Source organism: Variovorax sp. CF313 (genome assembly GCF_000282635.1).
GTDB lineage: Bacteria > Pseudomonadota > Gammaproteobacteria > Burkholderiales > Burkholderiaceae_C > Variovorax.
Map to the genome: position 1 here is coordinate 21,325 of NZ_AKIW01000029.1, position 17,876 is coordinate 39,200.

Sequence of the window (17,876 nt, forward strand, 5' to 3'; positions counted from 1 at the left end):
CGTCTTCTCAGACGCGTTCCGGCTCTCCGCCTCCCCGGAGCCGTGATCGAACACAACACCGGGGAAGCAACAACCGAGGAGACAACTTCATGAAGATGCGCTACACGGCATTGGCACTGGCAGCGGCGATGTTCGCCGCGCATGGTGCGGCGACGGCTGGCGAGGCCGAAGCCAAGAAATGGATCGACAGCGAGTTCCAGCCATCGACCTTGTCCAAGGACAAGCAGATGGAGGAAATGAAATGGTTCATCGATGCGGCCAAGAAGCTGCAGGCCAAGGGCGTGAAGGAGGTGTCCGTCGTCTCCGAAACGCTGACCACCCACGAATACGAGTCGAAGACACTGGCCAAGGCCTTCGAGGAAATCACCGGCATCAAGGTCAAGCACGACCTGATCCAGGAAGGCGACGTGGTCGAGAAGCTGCAGACCTCGATGCAGTCGGGCAAGTCGATCTATGACGGCTGGATTTCCGACTCCGACCTGATCGGCACGCACTATCGCTACGGCAAGATCATGTCGCTGACCGACTACATGAAGGGCGCCGGCAAGGAGTTCACCAACCCCGGCCTCGACCTGAAGGACTTCATCGGCACCAGCTTCACCACCGCGCCCGACGGCCAGCTGTACCAGTTGCCCGACCAGCAGTTCGCCAACCTGTACTGGTTCCGCGCCGACCTGTTCGCGCGCAAGGACCTGCAGGACAAGTTCAAGGCCAAGTACGGCTACGACCTGGGCGTGCCGCTGAACTGGAGCGCCTATGAAGACATCGCCGAGTTCTTCAGCGTCGACGTGAAGACCATCGACGGCAAGCCAATCTACGGCCACATGGACTACGGCAAGAAAGACCCGTCGCTCGGCTGGCGCTTCACCGATGCGTGGCTGTCGATGGCCGGCTCCGCCGACAAGGGAATTCCCAACGGCATGCCGATCGACGAATGGGGCATCCGCGTGGCCGACGACAAGTGCACGCCTACCGGTGCCTCGGTGTCGCGCGGCGGTGCCACCAACTCGCCAGCCGCCGTGTACGCGCTCACCAAGTACATCGACTGGATGAAGAAGTACGCGCCCAAGGAGGCCATGGGCATGACCTTCGGCGAATCCGGTCCAGTGCCGGCCCAGGGCCAGATCGCGCAGCAGATCTTCTGGTACACGGCCTTCACCGCCGACATGACCAAGAAGGGTCTGCCGGTCGTGAACGACGACGGCTCCCCCAAGTGGCGCATGGCCCCCGGCCCGAACGGTCCGTACTGGAAGCAGGGCATGCAGAACGGCTACCAGGACGTGGGCTCGTGGACCTTCTTCAAGGGCCATGACGCCAACAAGACGGCGGCAGCATGGCTCTACGCGCAGTTCATCACCGCCAAGACCACCTCGCTGAAGAAGTCGATCACCGGGCTGACATTCATCCGCGACAGCGACATCCGTGCGGACTACTTCACGCAGAACGCCAACAAGTACGGGGGCCTGATCGAGTTCTACCGCAGCCCGGCACGCGTGGCATGGACGCCGACCGGCACCAACGTACCCGACTATCCGAAGCTCGCGCAGCTCTGGTGGAAGAACGTGGCGGAGGCCGTCACGGGCGAGAAGACCCCGCAGAAGGCAATGGACAACCTGGCCGACGAGATGGACAACGTGATGGCCCGCCTCGAGCGCGCCGGCATGGCCCATTGCGCACCCAAGCTGAACCCCAAGGGTGATCCGGCCAAGTACCTGAGCGACGACCACGCCCCGTGGAAGAAGCTGGCCAACGAAAAGCCGAAGGGCGAGACCATCGACTACAACAAGCTGCTGACCGCCTGGAAGGAAGGCAAGGTGCGCTGAGCCTTGCACACAGCGTCCGCGTTCTGAAAAGATCGCCGTGACAAGGGCCGTGCCGCGAGGTGCGGCCCTTTTTGTTCTTTTCCCGCATTGCGGCCATATGACCGATCCGGCCGTCTGATTGTCGCGACGCATGACCAATGGCAGATGCGTTCGGCACGGGCTTCGCGTACATTCGACGGCCCCCGAAACGCCACCGCCAGTGACCTCCAGCCTTTCCAGCCCCCCACGCACGGACCCAGCAGCCGCCCTTCGAAGCGTCAAGCGCGTCCTGGTCCTGCGCTATTCGCAGTCCGGCCAGCTCGACGAGGTCGCCGAGCAGATCGCCGCCCCGCTGCGCGCCGACCCGTCGATCCAGGTGCACGAAGAAACACTGCGGCCGCAGAAGCCGTATCCCTTTCCCTGGCCCTTCCTGACTTTCTTCGATGCCTTCCCCGAGTCGGCCCACATGAAGCCGCAGCCGCTCGCGCCGCTGTCGCTCACGGGCGAGGAAGACTTCGACCTGATCGTGCTGCCCTACCAGGTGTGGTTCCTGGCACCTTCGCAGCCCGTTGCGGCTTTTCTGAAGCACCCGGTGGCGGCGCGGCTGCTCAAGGGCAAACCTGTGGTCACGGTCATCGCGTGCCGCAACATGTGGCTGCTGGCCCATGAGAAGCTCAAGGGCATGCTCGATGACGTGGGCGCGCGCCTGATCGACAACGTGGTGCTCACCGACCCCGGCCCCACGCTCGCCACCTTCTTCACCACGCCGGCCTGGCTGATCTGGGGCCGCAAGCGCGGCTTCTGGGGCATGCCCGATGCCGGGCTCAGCACCAGGCAGATCCGCGGCACCGCCCGCTTCGGGCGTGCCCTGCGCGATGCGTTGCACAGCGGCCAGGAGCGTGGGACGCAGCCTTTGCTGGCCGGCCTGGGCGCCGTGCGGGCCGACGCGAAATTGCTCATCAGCGAGAAGGCCGGCACCCGCAGCTTCTACCTGTGGGGCAAGCTGATCATGGCGGCCGGCGGTCCGGGTGCGTGGCAGCGCAAGCCGCTGCTGCTGTTGTACGTGCTGTTCCTGATCGCGCTGATCGTCACGGTGGTGCCGGTGAGCCTGACGCTGCAGGCGCTCCTGCGGCCTTTGTTCAGAGGGTGGCTGACTAAAATGACGGCTCAATTCGAGTGCCCGTCGGGCTCGGCCACGGATCGCACTGCTCTCTATGACAACTGATGTCTTCCTGACCCGCACCGCCGCCTTTCTGCCGTTTCCCCCCGTCAGCAATGAAGACATCGAAGACGTCCTCGGCCGCATCGGCGGCAAGGCTTCTCGCGCGCGGCGGCTGATTCTTCGCAGCAACGGCATCCAGTCGCGCCACTACGCCATCGACCGCGCCACCGGCGAGCTGGCCATGAGCAACGCGCAGCTCACCGCCTCGGCCATCCGCGCGCTCGGCGATATCGGCCCGGTCGACTGCCTCGTCACCGGCACCTCGCTGCCCGACCAGCTCATGCCCAACCACGCGGTGATGGTGCATGGCGAACTCGGCTGGCCCCGGCTCGAAGTGGTGGCCTGCGCGGGCATCTGCCTGGCCGGCGCCACCGCGCTGAAGCATGCGTGGCTCTCGGTGCGCGCGGGCGATGCGCAGCGTGCGGTGGCCACGGGTTCGGAGCTGGCCTCGGCCGTCATGCGCGGCTCGCGCTTCGAGGCCGAGCTGGAGCACAAGCTCGAGGCGCTGGAGGCGCGGCCCGAACTGGCCTTCGAGAAGGACTTCCTGCGCTGGATGCTGTCCGACGGCGCCGGCGCGGTGCTGCTGGAGCGCGAGCCGCGCGGGCCGCTGTCGCTGCGTGTCGATTGGATCGACCTGTCGTCGGCTGCGCATGAGCTGCCGGTGTGCATGTACGCCGGCGCCGAGAAGAATGCCGAAGGCGGCCTCGACGGCTGGGGGCGCAAGACGCCCGCCGAATGGCAGAGCGAGTCGACCTTCGCCGTGAAGCAGGACGTGCGCCTGCTCAACGAGAACATCGTGCGCGCCACGCTGGGCGAGCCGCTGGCGGCCATCATCGAGCGGCGCGGGCTGAAGTCGGCGGACATCGACTGGTTTTTGCCGCACCTGTCGTCGCAGTACTTCGTCGAGCCGGTGAGCCAGTGCCTCGAATCGCTGGGCCTGCCGATTCCGCGCGAGCGCTGGTTCAGCAATCTTGCGAGCAAGGGCAACACGGGTTCGGCGTCGCCTTACATCATGCTCGACGAGCTGTTCCGCTCGGGCCGCATCCAGCGTGGCCAGAAGCTGCTGATGTTCGTGCCGGAGAGCGGCCGCTTCTCCAGCGGCTTCATCTACATGGAGGCTGTGTAGCCATGGATCTCGATGCAGTACCGCAGGAGGGCAATGCGACCCTCGACGGCCATTCCAAGCTGATGTACGCCCGCGACGCGCAGGGCCGCGTCGTCACCACCACTTCGCGCGGCTGGGAGGCGGAGGAGATCGTCACCAGCCATGCGGTCGACGTGCTCGTCGAACAGGCGCAGGCCGCGAAGGAGCGCGTGAAGGCGGGGCAGGCCTCGCCGCTCGAATACTGGATGTACGAGCGCCGCATGGACGTGGCGCTGCTCTCGCAGACCAGCGGCTTCTGGCAATGGCGCGTACGGCGCCACCTGCAGCCGCGCCATTTCGCGGCGCTGTCGCCGGCCCAGCTCGCGCGCTACGGCGAAGCGCTGGGGCTTTCCGTCTCCACCTTGCAGGGCCTGCCGTGAACTTCCAACACCAACAGGCGGCGCATTGCGAAAGCGGCGTCATCTCCAGCCTGATGCGCCACCACGGCGCACCGATGAGCGAGAGCATGGCGCTCGGCCTGTCGTCCGCGATCTCGTTCGCGTACCTGCCGTTCATCAAGCTGTCGGGCCTGCCGCTCATTTCGTACCGCATGCCGCCCAAGGCCATCATCAAGGGCCTGCTGGCGCCGATGGCCGCCCGCTTCCGCTTCGAGACCTTTCGCAGCGCCGAGGCCGGACAGCAGCGGCTCGATGCTTTGCTGGCCGATGGCCAGCTGGTGGGCCTGCAGACCTCGGTCTACTGGCTGCCGTACTTTCCGCCGAACATGCGCTTCCACTTCAATGCGCACAACCTGCTGGTGTACGGGAAGGACGGCGATGACTACCTGATCAGCGACCCGGTGTTCGAGGAGCCCGTGCGCTGCCCGAGCGGCGACCTGGCACGCGCTCGCTTCGCCAAGGGCGTGCTGGCGCCGAAGGGGCTCATGTATTACCCGCAGGCCATCGATCGCAAGACGGTCGATGCGGCCTCCGTGGTCAAGGCCATCCGCAAGACGGTGCGCAACATGCTGGCGCCCATTCCCATCGTCGGCGTACGCGGCATGCGCATGCTGGCCAAGCGCATGCAGAAGCTGTCGCCGACCGATCCGCGCAGCGTCGACTTCATCGGCCACGTGGTGCGCATGCAGGAAGAAATCGGCACGGGCGGGGCGGGTTTCCGCTTCATCTATGCGGGTTTCCTGCAAGAGGCGGCACAGCTGCTCGACAAGCCGCAACTGCAGCAGATGTCCGAGCGGCTGATCGCCATCGGCGACGGCTGGCGTGCGTTCGCGCTCAAGGCGGCGCGCATGGTGAAGGGGCGAGAGGCGGTCGACCCCGCCGCGCTGGCTGCCAAGCTGCACGAGCAGGCGCTGCAGGAAGAAAACTTCTTTCGCGACCTGAAGGCTGCCGTGGCCTGAGATGGGGCGTTGTTCTTTTCTCCTTGTTGTTCGTTGTTCGGGGCGCGATCACGCCGACACGCCCCCGTCACCCGGCAACTCGAGGCCAGACCCATGCTCGAGTTGAAGACCCTCGGTCACCGGTATCCGAACGCCGATACCCCCGCGCTGGTGGACGTGTCGCTCGCCGTGCCACGGGGCTGCGTGCTGGGCCTGCTGGGCCCCAACGGCGCGGGCAAGACCACGCTGATCTCGCACTTGTCGGGCGCGTTGGCCGTGCAGTCGGGCGAGATCCTCATCGACGGCCAGCCGCTGCAGCAGGTGCGTGCGAAGGCCCCGACGCGCATCGCGGTGGCACCTCAGGAGCAGGCGTTCTATCCGATGCTCACCGTGGCCGAGAACCTGGCGGTGTTCGCCGCTGCGGGAAGGCTGTCGGGCCCGCGCAAGAAGGAGCGGATCGAGGCCTGCACGCAATTCGCGCAGCTGGAGCAGTTCGCGGGCGTGCGCGCCGAGCGGCTCTCGGGCGGCCTCAAGCGCCGGCTCAACCTTGCGATTGCCTTGCTGCCCGAGCCCGAGCTGATGCTGTTCGACGAGCCCACCGTGGGCGTCGATCCGCAATCGCGCGCGTTCATCCTCGACGCGATCCGGAGCCTCGCGCAGCAGGGCGCGGCGGTGATCTACGCCTCGCACTACATGGAGGAGATCGAGGCCATTGCAGATCGCGTCGCCATCCTCGACCGTGGACACGTGCTGCGCGAAGGCTCGCTCGACGGGCTGCTGTCGAAGAGCGCGATGCTGCTCACGCTGGCCGCCGACGGGCTCGACGCCGGCATGCTCTCGCGCTTCGGCACGGTGGAGCAGGGCGGCGCGCACTGGCGCATTCACCTGAACGCAGGGAGCGGCCCGGGGCCGGTGCTGGCTGCTCTGGAAGCCGCGGGCATCGAGGTGCGCCACGCCGAATTCGGCCGCCATGACCTGGAGCAGCTGTTCATGGCGCTCACCCACCGCTCGTTGCGCGACTGAAGAACCCCATGCTCCTCGCGCTCATCAAGAAAGAACTGCTCGCCCTCGTGCGCGACATGCACGGCCTTGCCGCGCTGTTCCTGATGCCGATGGTCTTCATCGTGCTGATGTCGCTCACGCTGAAGGATATCTACCGCCCGCCGCTGGCCGAGCTGAGCTACGCCATCGACATGCGAGACACGGCCACGCCCGCGCAGTGGCTCAAGCAACTCTGGCAGCGCAACCATGGCGCGCCGCAGCCGCTTGGCAATGACTGGCAGGCACGGCTGCGCAACGGCTCGCTCAAGTACGTGATCGTGATGGAGCCGGGCCTGTCGCAAGAGCTGGAGTCGGCCGCGCTGTCGACCAGGGCGTACATCCATCTGCTGACCGAACCCGGCATCGACGCCAACCTGTTCAACGCGCTGCGCGCCGAACTCATCGGCGCCTCGGGCGAGCTCAAGGCGCGCCTTGCGCTGGCGGTGCCCGGCACGGCCAGCCCCGCGCCCGAGGCGTCCATCGAGGCGATGGTGCGCGCCGAGCGCTTCTCTACCGCCGGCCCGCGGCCGACCTCGGTGCAGCAGAACGTGCCGGCTTGGCTGGTGTTCGGCATGTTCTTCGTGGTGGCCTCGCTGTCCAGCCTGTTCGTGCAGGAGCGCAGCTCGGGCGCGCTCGGACGGCTGCAGGGCCTGGGCGTGTCGCGCACCATGCTGCTGATGTCGAAGGCGCTGCCGTACCTGGGCGTGAACGCGCTGCAGGCCGTGCTGATGCTCGCGGCCGGCATCTGGTTCATGCCGCTGATCGGCGGCGACGCGCTGTCGCTCGCGGGCATCCATTGGGGCGCGCTGCTGTTGTCGCTCGCGGCCGTGAGCCTCGCGGCGGTGAGCCTGTCGCTCGCGCTGGCTTGCCTGGTGCGCAGCCACGCGCAGGCGGCCACCATCGGGCCGATGGTCAATGTGCTGATGGCGGCGGCGGGCGGCATCATGGTGCCCAAGTTCGTCATGCCGGGTTTCATGCAGCGGCTGGTCGAGATTTCCCCGATGAACTGGGGGCTCGAAGCGCTGCTGACCGTGCTGCTGCGTGGCGGCGGCGTGGCCGATGCGCTGCCGCAGATCGGCCGGCTGGCCGTGTTCGCGGCGCTGATGTTTCTTCTGGCTGTTTTTCTGTTTCGCAGGCGCGCATCGTGAGCACCACCGTCACCCCTGAATTCATTGCCAGCCTCAAGGCCATGGTGCTCGAAGCCGTCGAGAAGGACGCGCCCCCGGGCGGCCTCGGCGACGACGAGCCATTGTTCGGCCCCGAGGCCCGGCTCGACCTCGACTCGCTCGACGCGCTCCAGGTGTCGATGACGATCCAGCAGCGCTTCGGCGTGCGCATGCCCGACAGCAAGGAAACACGCCGGGCGATGACTTCCATCGCTCATCTGGCGGAACACCTCGCGCTGGCGGGCAAGGCATGAGCGATGTCTACCTGGGCGGCACGGGCCTGGCCTGTGTGCTCGGCGACGACGTTCCATCCGTGCTGGCGTCGCTGCAGCGCGGCGGCGTGCTGCCGACACCGGTGGCCGTGGCAGAGGGAATCCACTGGCCGGTGTACGCGCTGGCGCCGAGCGAAGGCGACTGGACGCAGCGCCTGTGCCGCACCGTGTGCAACGTGGCTGCGCAGACCGGCGACTGGGGCGCGCGCACGGTACCGCTGTTCGTGGCCTCGTCGTCGCTAGACATCGGCTTCATGGAGCACGAGAAGCAGGACCTGCGGCTCGGCGGCGACCTGCAGGACTTTGCCGGCGTCGTGGCCCGCGCGCTGGATTGGCAGGGGCCGGTGTTCACCGTTTCGACCGCCTGCACGTCGGCGCTGAACGCGGTGCTGGCGGCCGCCGAGCTGATTCGCAGCGAAGACGCCGACCAGGCACTGGTGATCGGCATCGAACTCGACAACCGCTTCACGGTCGCCGGCTTCGGCGCGATGCAGTTGCTGGCGCCCGACCGCGCGCAGCCCTTCGGCGCACAGCGCAAGGGGCTGGTGCTCGGCGAAGCGGTCGCCGCACTGCGACTGACATCGCGTCCTGCGCGCTGGCAGGTCGCGGGCGGTGCCAACGTGGTCGACGGGCGCAACCCATCGGGCACCGAAGCCACGGCCGTGCATGCGATGTGCCGCGGCGCGCTGGCGCAGAGCGGCCTGCAGCCCGGCGACATCGACCTGATCAAGGTGCAGGCGGCGGGCAGTCCCGTCAACGACGCCATCGAGGTGGAAGCGCTGAAGCAGGTGTTCGATCCGCTGCCGCCGCTGGTGTCGCTCAAGTCGGCGATCGGCCACACGCTGGGCGCGGCGGGGGCGGCGGAACTGGCCCTGCTGGTCGGCTGCATCGAGGGTGGCGTCTGGCCGTCGGTGGACTATCCGCTCGATGCATCGCTCGGCATCGCGCTGAGCAAGGAGGCGCCGCAGAAGCTGCGCAACATCCTGCTCAACGTGGTGGGCTTCGGCGGTGGACATGCTTCGCTCGTATTGAAGGACGCCGGCCCATGAGCACCTGGCACACCACCGCCCATTTCATCGCGCATCCGCCGCCGGTCGACTGGCGCGATGACCTCGCCCGCCGCATCGGCCGCCGGCCGCGCCGCGTCGGCCTGTGGACCGAGCTGGCGATGTACGGCGCACGCTGCTGCCTCGACGCGGCGGGCGAGGCCGCATTGCCGGCCGGCGCGCGCATACGTGTCGCCAGCCAACGCGGCGCATGGGGCGCCACGCATGCCGGCCTGACCCAGCTCGATGCAGGCCTGCCGATGCCCTTCACTTTCATGCAGAGCCAGCCCGCGCTGATGCTGGCCGAAGTAGGCCGCTGTCTCGAATGGTGGGGCGACGCCAGTTTTGCGCTGTGCCGCGATGCGGCGCGCACGCTGCAGCTGGCGAAGCTGGGCGCGGCGCGCGACGGCCTGTTGTTCGGCATCGTGGAAGAAGAGCGCCATGGCGAGCCGCCGCGCACCGAATGGTGGCGCCTGGTGCCCGCCTGACGAGGCCGGTCAGCCCGCGATGGAACGCTGCAGGTTGAGGCGCGCCTGCGCTTCGAGCTGCGCGTGCATCCGCGGTGTCGCATAGATGGCCTGGCGGTCGAGAAAGCGCTGAAGAATCGCTCGGCGCCGCGGCAGCCGCACCTCGTCCGGAACGAAGGCGTATTCGGCATGCACCTGCCGCTCGTATTCGTCGAAACGCCCACGTTCCGCGCCGAGGATCGACAGGTCGATGTCGATCAGCAGCTCGGCATCGCGGCCTTCGGGCACGGCGTCGTGGCGCGTGGCCATCACGAGCGCATGGACGCGTTCGGCGGCTGCGCTGCCCGCACCGGCTTCGAGCAGGGCTTCGCGCGCCCAATCGGCGCTGCGTGCCTCGTTGTCGTGGGCGTGCACGTCGTAGATGGCGTCGTGGAACCACAGCGCGAGCGCCACTTCACCGGGGCGTTCGGCCAAAGTCTTCTCGCGCTCGAACCACGCGAGGCATTCGCCCAGGTGCTGCACCGTGTGGTAGCGGCGCTGCGGTTCGCCGTAGCGGCGCTGCAGCTCTTCGCACAGCGCCTCACCCGGCGAGTCGATGCCCAGCGCATGCCAGGCCTCGTTCCAGTTCGCGCGCAGCGCCTCGGGTGTCATGGTGCTATTGCTCCATCGCCGCCTTGACCTCTTGCCCAAGGTCGAGCACGGACATGGCGTAGTAGCTGCTCCAGTTGTAGCGCGTGATCACGTAGAAGTTGCGCGTGCCGGCCACGTAGGTTGGTGGCGCATCGGCGCCGTTCTGCAGCTCGATCAATGCGAGCAGGCCCTTGTGGTTGATGCCGTCGCCTTCGGGCACCGCGCCGGCGGCCACGAAGCTGTCGGTGCTGAAGGTCGGCAGGATGTCAGGCGCCAGCAGCAGCGCCTTCTGCAGCCGCGCTTCCTCGAAATGCATCGGATAGATCGCCGGCATGCCGGCCTTCCAGCCGAAGGCCTTGAAGTAGTTGGCGACCGAGCCGATCACGTCGGCCGGGTTGTTCACGAGATCGATGCGGCTGTCGCCGTCGAAGTCGACCGCGTACTTGGCGATGCTGCTGGGCATGAACTGCGGCATGCCCATCGCGCCGGCATAGCTGCCGACGGGCGTGAGCGGATCGTCGGCGGTGCGGCTCTCGGTGCTCAGGAAGCTTTCGAGCTCTCCGCGGAAGAAGGCCTGGCGCTCGGCCGCGCGTGGATGGCCTTCGGGGAAGTCGAACGAGAGCGTGGCCAGTGCATCGATCACGCGGAAGTTGCCCATGTTGCGGCCGTAGATGGTCTCCACGCCGACGATGCCGACGATGATTTCCGGCGGCACGCCGTACACCTGCTCGGCGCGCGCGAGCGTGTCGGCATTGGCGCGCCAGAAGCGCACGCCGGCCGCGATGCGCACCGGGTCGATGAAGCGGCTGCGGTAGGTCTGCCAGTTCTTCACCGTGCCGACCGGGCCCGGCAGCATGAGCCGCGGCACGTTGGGCAGGAAGCGCGCGCTGCCGATGGTGGCGCGCACCCAGTCGCGATCGAGGCCGCGGCGCTCGGCCACTTCGTCGGCGAACTTCATCGCGTCGTCGCGCGTGGCGTAGGGCGTGCTGCCGCGCACCGGGCTGGCCGCTGCGCTGCGGCCGTTGGAAGACTTCTGGGCTACAGCCCCCGTGGACCATGCGCAGCAGGCGGCAAGGAGGGCGGCTGCCGCGGCGGCGCGCGAAGGCGTGGAGAGGAAAAATCGCATGGGCCGATTGTGCCGTCCGCCCACATGGCCCCTCTTCAGGGACACATGTGGTTTCAGCCGCGTGGGTTGTCGGCCGGCCAGGCGATGCGCCGGAACTCGGCGCGCAGGGTGGAGAGCGAGTCGGGCGTGGCCGGCGCGTAACGCTGTGCCTCGAGCTTGAGCAGCCAGTCGCGCACGGCCTGCGCGGCGGGGCCGAAGCGTGCGTCGGCCGCCTGCGCCATCTGGCGGGGCGGGGCGCTGTCGGGCAGCTGCAGGCCGGCCTTGGCGAGCCGCGCGCGCGCCCGGCCTAGCAGGCGCAGCCATGGGTCGTGCCGGCTGCGCTCCCACAGCGTCCAGCCGGCGCCGGCCAGGCTCGCGCCCACCAGCAGGTAGAGCAGCACGTAGGCCAGGTCTTCGAGGCTCGGCGCCTTGAAGCCGATGTTCTTCAGCAGGTTGAGCTGGCGGCTCTGGGTGTAGTTGAGCACCCACTGGTTCCAGCCGTTGTTGACGGCTTCCCATGCGGCGCGGATGTTCTGCACGAGGGTGGGGCTCATCGAGCCGAAGGCGCCCGCGATCAGGCCCGGCTGCGGCTGGAGCCGCTGTGTCTGGCCGATGCGCCCCGGAGACACCGAGCCCGTGGGATCCACGCGGGTCCAGCCGGTGCCTTCCTGCCAGATCTCGGCCCAGGCATGGGCATCGCTCTGGCGCACGATCCAGTAGTTGTCTACGCCGTTGAGTTCCCCGCCCTGGTAGCCCGTCACGATGCGCGCCGGGATGTTCAGGTTGCGCATCAGCACCACGAAGGCCGAGGCGATGTGCTCGCAGAAGCCCTCCTTGCGGTCGAACCAGAACTCGTCGGCCGTGTCGTTGCCGTAGACGCCCGGCTCCAGCGTGTAGCTGTAGCCGCCGGTGCGCAGGCGCCGCAGGGCGGCCTGCACGAAGGCCTGCGCGTTGGCGTTGGCCAGCGCGGGGTCGGCGCGCATCTCGGCGGCGAGGGCGGCGGTGCGCGGGTTGGTGCCGGGCGGCAGCGCCAGGTAGGCCTGGAGCTGGCCGCCCGTGCGCTTCAATGGGCCGCTCTGGAACTGCGTGTAGCTTTCGGCGCGGTAGCGCACCAGGTCGGTGACGGGGCGGTTCGCGATCCATTGCAGGTCGGGCGTGCCGGTGACTTCGAAGCCGGGTGCCTCGGGGGGGCGCTGCGCCGCGTCGAGGGCCAGCAGCCAGGGGCGGTTGCTGGCTTCGAGCGTGACCTCGTAGCGCACGGGTTCGCCGCTCACGCGCAGGTTGGGGGTCCATTGCGCGCCGCGCGCCCATGACGGCAGCGCGGTCCATTCACGGCCGTCGAACTGCGCCAGCACCGGTCCGCGGAAATAGAGCTGGCTTTGCGGCGGCGCCCGGCCACCGTCGAACTTGATGCGCGCGGCGATGCGGTCATCGAGCGCCAGTTCGGCGATGGTGCCGACGCGCATGGTGTTCGACAGGCCGCTGCGCCCCAGCATGGCGTCGCTGGGTGTGCCCCACAGCGGCGCGAGGCGTGGGAACAGCAGGAACAGCGTGAGCATGATCGGCGCGCCCGCCAGCGCCATCCAGCCCGCCATGCGTGCGGCCTGCATCAGCGGCGGCCGACCCACCGGCATGTGCGCGTTGACCAGCGCGGTCAAAAGGCCCAGCAGCGCCAGCAGCATGGTGAACGCGGTCAGCAGCGACTGCGAATAGAAAAAGTTCGTGAGCATCGCGAAGAAGCCCAGGAAGAAGACCACGAACGCATCGCGCCGCGCGCGCAGTTCCAGCGTCTTGAGTGCGAGCAGGCTGACGATCAGCGTCACGCCCGCGTCGCGGCCCAGCAGCGTGCGGTGCGTGGCGTAGGTGGCGCCGAGGATCAGCGCCAGCAGGGCGATGCGCCACCACTTGCTGGGCAGGGAGCGTCCCTGTACGGCCAATGTGGCGCGCCAGAGCAGCACCATGGCCGTGATGGCCGTGCACCACCAGGGCAGGTTCTCGATCTGCGGCAGCAGGATCAGGCCGATCACGCAGAGCAGGAAAAGGGTATCCCGCGCGTCCCGGGGGAGTGCGGCGAGTTCCCGTATGACTCGGTTCATGCGGCGGTTCCGTTCAACACAGCGCCAAGGCCTCGAGGCAGGCGCGCCGGTGGGCTTCGCCTTGCGACGGCTTCACGACCCGGCCCTCTACCCGGATGCCGTAGTCCACGCCCAGCCGGTCGGCCATCAGCACCCACGCGCACAGGCGCGAGAGGCGGGCTTCGGCATCGGCAAGGCCGGTGCTCCGCGCGTCGAGCCAGAGTTCTTCGCGCTGGGTCTGCTGCGTGTCGCGGCTCACCAGCTCTTCCGATCCGGCTGCCTGTGCGCGCGCTGCCTTCTTCCAGACCACGAGCTTCAGCGGATCGCCGCGGCGGTAGGCGCGCACGCCGTCGTACTCGCCGGCGTTGTGCGCCCGCAGCGAGGCGGACATCGCCGCCGGCCCCGACAGCGGCTCGCCCGGCGGCAGCGGCGGCGGATGCGCCTCGGGCGTGGGGTAGACCAGCATCTGCGCGGCCGGCCGCCAGACTGTCCACACGCGGAACGTGCCGAGCGGGAAGCGCGTCTCGGCCGTGAGCGGCGGGACCGGGTGCAGGCCGCGCCGCTCGGGCTGGAAGGCGATCTCGACGGTGGACGTTCCCTCGGCCGGCACGTCGGTCCAGGCCCATTGCCCGCTGCCGCGCACGGCCATGCCGATGCCGTAGCGCACGCGGCGCCGGGTGTTGTGCAGCACCACCCGGAAGACGGCGGCGGCGCCCGCGTAGTGGGCATCGGGCGGCACGAGGTGCATCGCCAGCCCGCGCAGCGTGCCGTGGCACACGTGCATGCCCACGGCCACGCTGCCGGCCAGCAGGAAGGTCAGCAGGTAGCCGAGGTTGAGCTGGTAGTTGATCGAGGCGACCAGCAGCACCAGCAGCGTCGCGCCCAGCGTCCATCCGGCCCGCGTGGGCACGATGTAGACATTGCGCTGCGTGAGCTCCAGCGTGTCCGACGGCGGACGGCGCGACAGGAACCAGCCATCGATGCGCGAGCGCAAAGAGGCGATCATCGGTGGTGGTCCCTGGGGCCGAAAAGCGCGAAACACCGCGGAACCGGCTTCGCCGGGCCGCCGGTGTTGCCCCCTGCAAGGGGGGAGGAGAAGCGACACGAAGTGCGCAAAGCCTGGGGGTGTTTCATGACTACGGCAGTGGCACGGCGGCGATCATGGCGCGCACCTGCTCCACGGCGCCGCGCCCGGCGTCGCCCACGGGCGTGAGGCGGTGCGCGATCGTTTGCGGCAGCACGGCCTGCACGTCGTCGGGTGCGACGTAGCTGCGGTTGGCCAGCAGCGCCTGCGCCTTGGCCGCACGCAGCACCGCGATGCCGGCGCGCGGCGACAGGCCCTGCAGGAACCAGCGGCCCGAGCGCGTGGCCGCGATCAGGTCCTGCAGGTAGTTGAGCAGCGGCTCGGCCGCATGCACCTGCTGCACGCGCTGCTGCAGGGCCGTGAGTTCGCCGGCGGTCAGCATGGCGGGCAGGGAGGCCAGCATTTCGCGGCGGTCGCCGCCCGCGAGCAGCAGCCGCTCGGCGGCGCGGTCGGGGTAGCCGAGCGAGATGCGCATCAGGAAGCGGTCGAGCTGCGACTCGGGCAGCGCGAAGGTGCCGAGCTGGTCCTGCGGGTTTTGGGTGGCGATCACGAAGAAGGGCGTGGGCAGCGGGCGGGTTTCGCCTTCGACGGTGACCTGCTTTTCCTCCATCGCCTCGAGCAGCGCGCTCTGGGTCTTGGGGCTGGCACGGTTGATCTCGTCGGCCAGCAGCACCTGCGCAAAGATCGGCCCGGGGTGGAACACGAAGGCCTGCTGGCCCCGGTCGTAGATCGCCACGCCCGACAGGTCGCCAGGCATCAGGTCGGCCGTGAACTGCACCCGCGAGAACTGCATCCCGAAGGTATGCGACAGCGCGTGGGCGAGGGTGGTCTTGCCCACCCCCGGCACATCCTCGATCAGCAGGTGCCCACCTGCCAGCAGGCAGGCCACGCAGTCGCGCACCTGGGCCTCTTTGCCCACGATCACCGTGTTAAGCTGACTCAGCAAAGTGGCTAGCTTCGCAGCAACGTCCATATTTGTATCCATATGCAAACGATACCGTAAGACCTGCCGGCCCCATGCCGAATGAGGTCTAGGCGTGGCGACAGAGACACATGGGCAAGACAGGCTACTTCACACACCGCGACTTCTGGAAGCACGACATGGGCGAGGGGCACCCCGAGTGCCCGGGTCGGCTGGATGCCATCGAAGACCGCCTGCTGCTCACCGGCGTGGGCGATGCGCTGGAGCACTGCGAGGTGCCGCTGGCCACCCTGGAACAGATCACCCGGGCGCACAGCACCGCGCACGTCGAGTACCTCGAGGCGCTGAACCAGCGCCTGGTGGCCGACGAACCCGCCGGCGGCCCCGACCACGCGCAGGTCGACCCCGACACGGTGCTCAACCGCTTCACCCTGCTGGCCGCGCGCCGCGCCGCCGGCGCTGCGATCGCTGCGACCGACGCGGTGATTGCCGGCGACCTGGAAAACGCCTTCTGCTCGGTGCGCCCGCCCGGCCACCATGCCTGCCGGGAGCAGGCGATGGGCTTCTGCTTCTTCAACAACGTCGCCATCGCGGCGCGCCACGCCATCGAGGTGCACGGCATCGAGCGCGTAGCCATCGTCGATTTCGACGTGCACCACGGCAACGGCACCGAGAACATCCTCTCGAACGATCCGCGCGTGCTGATGGTCGGGTTCTTCCAGCATCCGTTCTACCCGTACAGCGGCACCGAGCATCCGGCGCCGAACATGCTGAACCTGCCGATCCCGGCCTACACAAGGGGCATGGACGTGCGGGAGATGATCGAAGCGGCCTGGATGCCGCGGCTGGAGGAGTTCAAGCCGCAGATGGTCTTCATCAGCGCCGGCTTCGACGCCCATCGCGAGGACGACCTGGGCCAGCTGGGCCTCAACGAAAACGACTTCGCCTGGATCACGGGCCGCATACACGATGTTGCGAGGCGCCATGCGAAGGGCCGTATCGTCTCGATGCTCGAAGGCGGCTACAACCTCGATGCGCTCGCGCGCAGCGTGGAAGCCCACATCCGCGTTCTCGCGGACCTCTAACGCAGCCGGCGCGGACGGCGCTCCGCTACCTTTCAATAGATGAATTTCAACGATTTCACTCAACGTCTGAGCCAGGTCGATGCGCGCGGCCTCGGCATCGAGCTTGTCGCGCTGGTGGTCTGCGTGGCGCTGGCCTGGGCCGTTTGCAAGTGGTTCGGCCGCGACCAGCCCAAGGATTCGATCTGGTTCGGCGAGAGCACCTTCGACGGGTTGCTGTTCCCGTTGCTGGCGCTGGTGTTCACCGATCTCGCCCGGCGCGTGGTGCTCGATTTCCAGACCGTTCTGGTGCTGCGCATCGCGGTGCCGGTGTTCCTGTCGCTGGTGGTCATCAGGCTGTTCGCGCGGGTGCTGCGGGCGGTGTTTCCCGCGTCCAACCTCGTGCGGCTGATCGAGCGCACGATCTCCTGGCTGGCGTGGATCGCGGCGGTGCTCTGGATCGTCGGGCTGCTGCCGCCGGTGCTGGCCGAGCTCGACGACATCACGCTGGCCTTCGGCAAGACGCGCGTGAGCCTGCAGACCATCTTCCAGGGCGTGCTGTCGGCGGGGCTGGTGCTGGTGATCTCGCTGTGGATCGCGAGCACTATCGAGAAGCGCATCCTGCGCGAGGCCGTGACCGACCTGTCGATGCGCAAGGTGGCGTCGAATGCGGTGCGTGCCTTCCTGCTGCTGGTCGGCCTGTTGTTCGCACTGTCGGCGGTGGGGGTGGACCTGACGGCGCTGTCCGTGCTCGGCGGCGCGCTCGGCGTGGGCCTGGGTTTCGGCCTGCAGAAGCTGGCGGCCAACTACGTGAGCGGGTTCGTGATCCTGCTCGAGCGCTCGATCCGCATCGGCGACAACGTGAAGGTCGATACCTTCGAGGGCCGCATCACCGACATCAAGACCCGCTATACCCTGATCCGCGCGGGCAATGGGCGCGAGGCCATCGTGCCGAACGAATCGCTGATCACCAGCCGGGTCGAAAACCTGTCGCTGGCCGACCGCAAGTTCAACATCACGACCACCATCGTGGTCGGCTACGAGAGCGACGTGGCGCAGGTGCAGTCCATCTTGTGCGAGGCCGCCAAGGCCCAGCCGCGCGTGATGTCCGACCCGGAGCCGGTGGCTTTCCTCATGAACTTCGCGCCCGACGGCCTGGAGTTCACGCTGAACTTCTGGGTCGCCGACCCCGACAAGGGCAAGGACAACCTGCGCTCGGCCATCAACATCGCAATCCTCGACGGGCTGCGCGGCGCGCGCATCGACATTCCCTATCCGCAGCGCGTGCTGCGTGTGGAGTCTTTACCGCCAGGAGTCGTCCAGGCGCCCGACGCTGTTTTATAATCACGGAAAAGCACGATCGTTCTTTTTTCTTGGTCCCCGTGCCGACGAGAAGAATGGAGAGGCGACAAAGGTCGCGTCCTAGAATGACCGGTTGCCCTCGAAGCCCCCTTTTTGCAATCCAATGGAGTCAAGTCAATGAAGGTTCTCGTACCTGTCAAA

17 protein-coding genes are annotated in these 17,876 nt (G+C 67.9%); 12 read left to right on the forward strand and 5 right to left on the reverse strand.

The features are described 5' to 3' along the window. Positions 1 to 89 precede the first annotated feature (89 nt). From PMI12_RS09865 to PMI12_RS09910, 10 genes are all read left to right on the forward strand, one after another. The gene (locus tag PMI12_RS09865) at positions 90 to 1,823 is read left to right on the forward strand and encodes an ABC transporter substrate-binding protein (protein WP_007831607.1); all 1,734 of its coding nucleotides are present in this window, start codon (positions 90 to 92) and stop codon (positions 1,821 to 1,823) included. Between the two features lie 199 nt (positions 1,824 to 2,022). Further along, on the forward strand, positions 2,023 to 3,027 hold the full coding sequence (locus PMI12_RS09870) for a hypothetical protein (RefSeq protein WP_042673134.1): 1,005 nt from the start codon (positions 2,023 to 2,025) through the stop codon (positions 3,025 to 3,027). Then, a complete protein-coding gene (locus PMI12_RS09875) occupies positions 3,017 to 4,150 on the forward strand; it encodes a beta-ketoacyl-ACP synthase III (protein WP_007831609.1) in 1,134 nt (377 codons plus the stop codon). Before PMI12_RS09870 ends, PMI12_RS09875 begins: the two co-directional genes overlap by 11 nt. A 2-nt stretch (positions 4,151 to 4,152) precedes the next feature. Further along, entirely contained in the window at positions 4,153 to 4,548 is a 396-nt protein-coding gene (locus PMI12_RS09880; RefSeq protein ID WP_007831610.1) for a hypothetical protein, read from the forward strand. Beyond that, positions 4,545 to 5,525: a BtrH N-terminal domain-containing protein gene (locus PMI12_RS09885; RefSeq protein WP_007831612.1), complete on the forward strand. Its 981-nt coding sequence runs from the start codon at positions 4,545 to 4,547 to the stop codon at positions 5,523 to 5,525. Before PMI12_RS09880 ends, PMI12_RS09885 begins: the two co-directional genes overlap by 4 nt. Before the next feature lie 93 nt (positions 5,526 to 5,618). Continuing rightward, positions 5,619 to 6,527, forward strand: coding sequence for an ABC transporter ATP-binding protein (locus tag PMI12_RS09890; RefSeq protein ID WP_007831614.1), 909 nt, complete (start codon positions 5,619 to 5,621; stop codon positions 6,525 to 6,527). Between the two features lie 8 nt (positions 6,528 to 6,535). Then, positions 6,536 to 7,693, forward strand: a complete 1,158-nt coding sequence (locus PMI12_RS09895) for an ABC transporter permease (RefSeq protein WP_007831616.1) — start codon at positions 6,536 to 6,538, stop codon at positions 7,691 to 7,693. Further along, positions 7,690 to 7,965 (forward strand): acyl carrier protein, encoded by a 276-nt coding sequence (locus PMI12_RS09900; protein WP_007831618.1) that lies wholly within the window; start codon positions 7,690 to 7,692, stop codon positions 7,963 to 7,965. Before PMI12_RS09895 ends, PMI12_RS09900 begins: the two co-directional genes overlap by 4 nt. Further along, positions 7,962 to 9,032 carry a beta-ketoacyl synthase N-terminal-like domain-containing protein gene (locus tag PMI12_RS09905; protein ID WP_007831620.1) on the forward strand — a complete coding sequence of 357 codons (1,071 nt, stop codon included), beginning with the start codon at positions 7,962 to 7,964 and terminating at the stop codon, positions 9,030 to 9,032. Before PMI12_RS09900 ends, PMI12_RS09905 begins: the two co-directional genes overlap by 4 nt. Further along, positions 9,029 to 9,517 carry a hypothetical protein gene (locus PMI12_RS09910; protein WP_007831623.1) on the forward strand — a complete coding sequence of 163 codons (489 nt, stop codon included), beginning with the start codon at positions 9,029 to 9,031 and terminating at the stop codon, positions 9,515 to 9,517. Before PMI12_RS09905 ends, PMI12_RS09910 begins: the two co-directional genes overlap by 4 nt. A 9-nt stretch (positions 9,518 to 9,526) precedes the next feature. Here PMI12_RS09910 and PMI12_RS09915 read toward each other — a convergent pair whose 3' ends face one another. The 5 genes from PMI12_RS09915 to PMI12_RS09935 form a co-directional block, all read right to left on the reverse strand. Then, on the reverse strand, positions 9,527 to 10,147 hold the full coding sequence (locus tag PMI12_RS09915) for an HD domain-containing protein (protein ID WP_007831631.1): 621 nt from the start codon (positions 10,145 to 10,147) through the stop codon (positions 9,527 to 9,529). Positions 10,148 to 10,151: 4 nt separating this feature from the next. Further along, on the reverse strand, positions 10,152 to 11,252 hold the full coding sequence (gene mltB / locus PMI12_RS09920; protein WP_007831633.1) for a lytic murein transglycosylase B: 1,101 nt from the start codon (positions 11,250 to 11,252) through the stop codon (positions 10,152 to 10,154). A 53-nt stretch (positions 11,253 to 11,305) separates the two neighbouring features. Beyond that, positions 11,306 to 13,327, reverse strand: a complete 2,022-nt coding sequence (locus PMI12_RS09925) for a transglutaminase family protein (RefSeq protein ID WP_007831636.1) — start codon at positions 13,325 to 13,327, stop codon at positions 11,306 to 11,308. Positions 13,328 to 13,340: 13 nt separating this feature from the next. Further along, the gene (locus PMI12_RS09930) at positions 13,341 to 14,312 is read right to left on the reverse strand and encodes a DUF58 domain-containing protein (protein WP_007831637.1); all 972 of its coding nucleotides are present in this window, start codon (positions 14,310 to 14,312) and stop codon (positions 13,341 to 13,343) included. Between the two features lie 130 nt (positions 14,313 to 14,442). Beyond that, positions 14,443 to 15,363 (reverse strand): AAA family ATPase, encoded by a 921-nt coding sequence (locus tag PMI12_RS09935; protein ID WP_007831639.1) that lies wholly within the window; start codon positions 15,361 to 15,363, stop codon positions 14,443 to 14,445. Between the two features lie 80 nt (positions 15,364 to 15,443). Between PMI12_RS09935 and PMI12_RS09940 the strand changes: the two genes are divergently transcribed. Then, positions 15,444 to 16,397 carry a histone deacetylase family protein gene (locus tag PMI12_RS09940; RefSeq protein ID WP_007831641.1) on the forward strand — a complete coding sequence of 318 codons (954 nt, stop codon included), beginning with the start codon at positions 15,444 to 15,446 and terminating at the stop codon, positions 16,395 to 16,397. 39 nt (positions 16,398 to 16,436) lie between these two features. Continuing rightward, on the forward strand, positions 16,437 to 17,717 hold the full coding sequence (locus tag PMI12_RS09945; protein WP_007831644.1) for a mechanosensitive ion channel family protein: 1,281 nt from the start codon (positions 16,437 to 16,439) through the stop codon (positions 17,715 to 17,717). The last annotated feature ends 159 nt before the right edge of the window (positions 17,718 to 17,876 follow it).

Coding starts and splice junctions, on each gene's coding strand:
- PMI12_RS09915 (WP_007831631.1), bottom strand. CDS start 10,147: ATGACACCCGAGGCGCTGCGCGCGAACTGGAACGAGGCCTGGCATGCG.
- PMI12_RS09890 (WP_007831614.1), top strand. CDS start 5,619: ATGCTCGAGTTGAAGACCCTCGGTCACCGGTATCCGAACGCCGATACC.
- PMI12_RS09875 (WP_007831609.1), top strand. CDS start 3,017: ATGACAACTGATGTCTTCCTGACCCGCACCGCCGCCTTTCTGCCGTTT.
- PMI12_RS09930 (WP_007831637.1), bottom strand. CDS start 14,312: ATGATCGCCTCTTTGCGCTCGCGCATCGATGGCTGGTTCCTGTCGCGC.
- PMI12_RS09940 (WP_007831641.1), top strand. CDS start 15,444: ATGGGCAAGACAGGCTACTTCACACACCGCGACTTCTGGAAGCACGAC.
- PMI12_RS09880 (WP_007831610.1), top strand. CDS start 4,153: ATGGATCTCGATGCAGTACCGCAGGAGGGCAATGCGACCCTCGACGGC.
- mltB (WP_007831633.1), bottom strand. CDS start 11,252: ATGCGATTTTTCCTCTCCACGCCTTCGCGCGCCGCCGCGGCAGCCGCC.
- PMI12_RS09925 (WP_007831636.1), bottom strand. CDS start 13,327: ATGAACCGAGTCATACGGGAACTCGCCGCACTCCCCCGGGACGCGCGG.
- PMI12_RS09895 (WP_007831616.1), top strand. CDS start 6,536: ATGCTCCTCGCGCTCATCAAGAAAGAACTGCTCGCCCTCGTGCGCGAC.
- PMI12_RS09910 (WP_007831623.1), top strand. CDS start 9,029: ATGAGCACCTGGCACACCACCGCCCATTTCATCGCGCATCCGCCGCCG.
- PMI12_RS09935 (WP_007831639.1), bottom strand. CDS start 15,363: ATGGACGTTGCTGCGAAGCTAGCCACTTTGCTGAGTCAGCTTAACACG.
- PMI12_RS09865 (WP_007831607.1), top strand. CDS start 90: ATGAAGATGCGCTACACGGCATTGGCACTGGCAGCGGCGATGTTCGCC.
- PMI12_RS09945 (WP_007831644.1), top strand. CDS start 16,437: ATGAATTTCAACGATTTCACTCAACGTCTGAGCCAGGTCGATGCGCGC.
- PMI12_RS09905 (WP_007831620.1), top strand. CDS start 7,962: ATGAGCGATGTCTACCTGGGCGGCACGGGCCTGGCCTGTGTGCTCGGC.